5 protein-coding genes are annotated in these 4,109 nt (G+C 58.1%); all 5 read right to left on the bottom strand.

What is annotated here, in order from left to right; genetic code table 11:
• Nucleotides 1-94 precede the first annotated feature (94 nt).
• Entirely contained in the window at nt 95-355 is a 261-nt protein-coding gene (locus IPM06_21255) for a hypothetical protein (protein ID MBK8772940.1), read from the bottom strand.
• The gene (locus tag IPM06_21250) at nt 352-540 is read right to left on the bottom strand and encodes a hypothetical protein (protein ID MBK8772939.1); all 189 of its coding nucleotides are present in this window, start codon (nt 538-540) and stop codon (nt 352-354) included. Before IPM06_21250 ends, IPM06_21255 begins: the two co-directional genes overlap by 4 nt.
• 207 nt (nt 541-747) lie before the next feature.
• Nucleotides 748-1,110: an ABC transporter ATPase gene (locus IPM06_21245; protein ID MBK8772938.1), complete on the bottom strand. Its 363-nt coding sequence runs from the start codon at nt 1,108-1,110 to the stop codon at nt 748-750.
• A 66-nt stretch (nt 1,111-1,176) separates the two neighbouring features.
• On the bottom strand, nt 1,177-1,545 hold the full coding sequence (locus tag IPM06_21240) for a hypothetical protein (GenBank protein ID MBK8772937.1): 369 nt from the start codon (nt 1,543-1,545) through the stop codon (nt 1,177-1,179).
• A 1,605-nt stretch (nt 1,546-3,150) separates the two neighbouring features.
• The gene (locus tag IPM06_21235; GenBank protein ID MBK8772936.1) at nt 3,151-4,077 is read right to left on the bottom strand and encodes a DNA cytosine methyltransferase; all 927 of its coding nucleotides are present in this window, start codon (nt 4,075-4,077) and stop codon (nt 3,151-3,153) included.
• Nucleotides 4,078-4,109 lie beyond the last annotated feature (32 nt).

Raw genomic sequence — 4,109 nt, 5'->3', positions numbered from 1 at the left:
CATTTGCAACATCATGCGCCGTGTTGCGTTTTGCAGGAGTTAACATCGTCCTGCATCATCTTTCCAGCAATTGCTTCGGCTTCTTCGTGGGTAATCATGTTTTTTCCTTTCTCGACGGAATCGCGTCTTCCAGCAATAGCGCCAATCTCTCATCAGGCGCACGGTGTAGGCAGTCTGCTATCAGGCCGTCGTAATAGCCGAGGTCGCGCATTTGCTTCCAGCACCACGCCGCGTCGTGGAAGAATGGGTGGTTCCATGTTTCCATGTAGGGACATTCCCGTTTGCAAAACCCGTCCGGCGCGGGCATCGCTTGATTATCAGCCATAGGGTCGGGCGGCGCTTCGCTTGCCGTCATGCGTCGATTACCTCAGTGTTCGGCAACTCGTCTTCGCACTCCATGCAGCGCAGTTGAGACTCGATGACGCCGCGCGCGTACTCCGTGCCCTTGGTGCCCCACAGCGCGCCCATGAAGATAAACATGACGCCTTTGATGTAGGCTTCCTGCGCCAGTTTGTCGTCCTTCGGCACCAACTTCATCATGTTTACGCCGAACTGAATACCCTCGTCAATCAACTGGAGTACCCTCGTCAATCAAGGCATTTTCTTTCTCGTCCATCTTATGACCCCTGTGTATGTGGTGCCGGCCTGCCCCGGCCTGGCTGGTTTGAAGTGCGCGGCGCGCCAGTGCTCCGCAGCATGGATTCACCCGGTTTGATTCCCAGTCCGCCATGCCATCGGTGTCGGAATTCAGGCTGTGTGAGTGCCCTCTACACCGCGCCGCATGCGAGCTATGGTGCGCTGTTGTAGCCAGTGCTGCGCCTCTTCCAAGTGCGTCAGTGCGCAGGCGTTCGCCTTGCACGAATACGGGCCTTTTTGGAACCCGCGCAAGCGGTCGCACAGCACCGCGAGTAGTGCCTCGTGAGTGATGCCATTCACGCCATTACCGTCGGCGCTGATCGGGCCGTTCTGAAAGCGCAGGCGCGTTGGCACTGCTTCGCCGCCTTCGATGTCGTAAACGTGATTTGCACCTCCGTGGCCAGGCCCGTCAAGTACAGTGATGGTCAGTATGTCATTGCCCGGATTGATCTTGTGTTCGTCCAAAGTTCGCATATGAATCTCCGTTATTGAGTGATTCCAAAGTGCGTCAAAACATCGACGCCGTTCCCGCCTCCGCAGTCAAACTCCGGCTGCGCGCACCAAATGTCTCAGCGTGCAGTCGTCACCATCTGCGAGATGGCCGTTCTCGTCCAGTGTTCGCTGGATGGCGGTTTCCAGTCGCAACTTCTCGCCACGCAACTTCTCAATTTCGTCTGCGGCGCTAGTCCCCACAAGCCCGAGCTCCTCTGCCCACGATCTCGGGATGGTGACATCCACTCCACCGCCGCCAGCTAGCCATCCAGCGCCCGCTTCGAACTGCACTGCGTTTAGCTCAAGGTGCACCGGGCAATTGCCGTCCTCATCAAGCTCAAGGAGGTCTTGGTAGAGGTGAAACCCGGCGCCCGTCTTATCGTCTATCCGGTACAAAATCGTTTGTTTCGTGCTCATCGGTCACTCCATTTCCGCGCTCGGCAGGCCGCTCAAGCTAGCGCTATGCCACATACGGTGCGCCAAGTTTCTCAGCCGCTGCGTCGAGCCTGCGCAGATGCACCTGCTGCTTCCGCTTCAGCGCCTTCACAGATCTGCGCACCGCTCACTCGCTCAAGTATGTTTATCGCGGCCTCGAGGTCAAACTCAATATCCCGGTGGGCATGTGAGTAGTCGTTCAGGTGCTTGCGCTTCCGTTTTTCGCCCACCTAGTTCCTCCAAGTAGTTGCCCGTGGCATAACACGGCGATCGGTACGACCGCCTTCGGCGTCGGCCTGATCTAAGCGTTAGATGGCAATTCCGCTGACTTAGCTCGCCAACGGCGCTTTGCCTCTGCGATGTTGTGCGCCATCGCTCCAGGCGACACTCCGCAAGCAGCCGGCCACTTAGCCATGCGTTAGGCTTCTGCGGCCAGCAGCGCGACCCGCGCATTGCGCATGGCCCGGCAATCACCAAATGTCGGCCGGTCCAGGTCTATGCGGTCAGCTAAGTCCACCATCCCACGCAGCGCGCGCCGCAGTTGGTCAATCAATGCCGCGTCGGTGGGGGTGGCTTTGCGGAGCGCGTTCTGTCGCGCTTCCTCGGCCGCACAGCCGTGCGTGTTGCATATCGTCGGGTGGCTGCAACCTTTGCAATGCCTCATTGTTCATCCTTCATTGTTGTCAGCCTAACCCCGCCTTGCACCGGACCGCCTACCGGCGGCCGGTGAAGGCACCGTTAGCCGTCATCATCGGTGGCAGTGACAGTTCACGCAAAACGTGTTCGCGTAGTTGTTCGCCGCGCCGCCGTACCCGCACACGTAGCACTTCCAACCTGTACCTGTGTCGGGGTGGTGGAGGTACTTCTCGTCGTAGGGCAGCTTCGTGCATTCTTCGTACTCGGCCACACACTCAGGGGAGTGGTTCCGGCCATCAGTGCAGCCGCAGTTCGTTCCCTTGCAGGCGGGCATACGGCTAACATTTACGTCAACCGGACCTTGCGCAATAGGCGCAGTGCTCATGATTTATCTCCTTCCGGCGCAAGGCCAGTTACGCCAGCGTTAGGCCCCATCATCTCCAGTCGCCAGCGGCGCTTTGCCTCTGCGATGTTGCGCTCCCTCGCTCCGCGCATGAACGGTAGCGGCATCCACTCGCCGTCTTGCCACTCGCGCCCGCAGCGAAGGCACGTAGTGCTTGCGCCGTGCCACTCGTAGCACCAGCCAATGAACCGCGTCCGCTTTTTGCAGTCAGGGCAGACCCCGCTCCTGATAAAGCGGCTGATCGCCGGTGGAGCGTAAATATGAACATTCACCTCGGCTGGTCTCCATAGTTAACTTCCAACAATACTCTCTGCTCGATTTCGCGCAGGATTTTCTCCTGCTTGTCAGTAAGTTCTGTCCATCTCTTGATATTCAGCAAGAACGTATGTTTCTCCCAAGAGTTGAGGTCGGAGCCTACTGTGTTGTCCAGGATGCGCTTTACTCTCTCGTACGGTGTCATTGTGACGATCCTTGGTTGATTGCTACAAACGCACGCTTGGCCGCGAGTGCACTCATTGTTCGGCTTTCCGATCCACTCGGGCAGGCAATCATCCTGTGTATCCGAATGCCGCGCGCACAAACGCTGCAGCGAGTTGCGGGACTATGGCGTTACCATACCCGCGCAACCGCATCACTCGCGCTTCCGACGACTCGTTGGCATCTGGTGCCAGGCTTCTATCGCCGCCTCGCACCAAGCCTTTGGGTAGCCTTGCAGCCAACGGGAAAATGCCGGCGCCAACTGGCCTGTACTTTCCGTCGATGCACTCGATCCATTCGATGTCGGACCAGCAGTCCATACCTGCCGGCCTAACAGCGAGTTCTCCGGTACGTTTGGCGTATGCGATCCGTCCTTGTGGTCCCGTGTTGTTGGCGTTGCCCATGTCGATGCAGTCAGCGCCACCGTCTTCCTGCTGCTGTCGTTGTTGCCCGCCGCATTGTTCCCGTTCTGCGCTGGCGTGCCCGCCATCGGAGTGGGCCACCCAGTAAAGCCGCTGCCTGATGTGCGGAGCCCCGACTGAGTGTGCGCCAATATCAGCCGCCGCTGCGGCGTAGCCTTCGCCTTCCAGGTCTGCTGCCACGTGATCCCACCATGCGTAGCCAGCAGCGCCGGCAACTTGTTCACCAAAGACGCTTGCAGGTTTGCACTCGCGGATGAGGTTGAAGAACGCAGGCCATAGGTGGCGCTCATCTGCGCTGCCACGCTGGGCGCCGGCGACGCTGAATGGTTGACAGGGACAAGATCCTGTCCAAACAGGTCTGTCATCGGGAATTCCGGCGAGTCGCAGGGCGTATGACCAGCCCAAGATTCCGCAGAAGAAGTGACATTGAACAAACTCTTTGAGGTCATCAGGTGAAATCTCAGTAATTGAACGACAGTCAACAACACCGGGCGCAACGAGTCCGCGCTTAATTAGTTCTTTCGCCCACGCGCACACAAATGGATCAACGTCGTTATAATAAGACCATTTCTTCATATCTTGGGATAAATAAATGGCGATCCGCTATT

The sequence above is a fragment of the Hyphomicrobiales bacterium genome, assembly GCA_016710435.1.
GTDB lineage: Bacteria > Pseudomonadota > Alphaproteobacteria > Rhizobiales > Aestuariivirgaceae > Aestuariivirga.
The sequence above is the reverse complement of the archived record's forward strand: the minus strand, read 5'-3'. Positions and strand labels throughout refer to the sequence as shown.

What these genes read in the sequence shown, in the direction of transcription:
- IPM06_21255 (MBK8772940.1), bottom strand. Translation starts at nt 355, where the DNA reads ATGACGGCAAGCGAAGCGCCGCCCGACCCTATGGCTGATAATCAAGCG.
- IPM06_21250 (MBK8772939.1), bottom strand. Translation starts at nt 540, where the DNA reads ATGATGAAGTTGGTGCCGAAGGACGACAAACTGGCGCAGGAAGCCTAC.
- IPM06_21245 (MBK8772938.1), bottom strand. Translation starts at nt 1,110, where the DNA reads ATGCGAACTTTGGACGAACACAAGATCAATCCGGGCAATGACATACTG.
- IPM06_21240 (MBK8772937.1), bottom strand. Translation starts at nt 1,545, where the DNA reads ATGAGCACGAAACAAACGATTTTGTACCGGATAGACGATAAGACGGGC.
- IPM06_21235 (MBK8772936.1), bottom strand. Translation starts at nt 4,077, where the DNA reads ATGAAGAAATGGTCTTATTATAACGACGTTGATCCATTTGTGTGCGCG.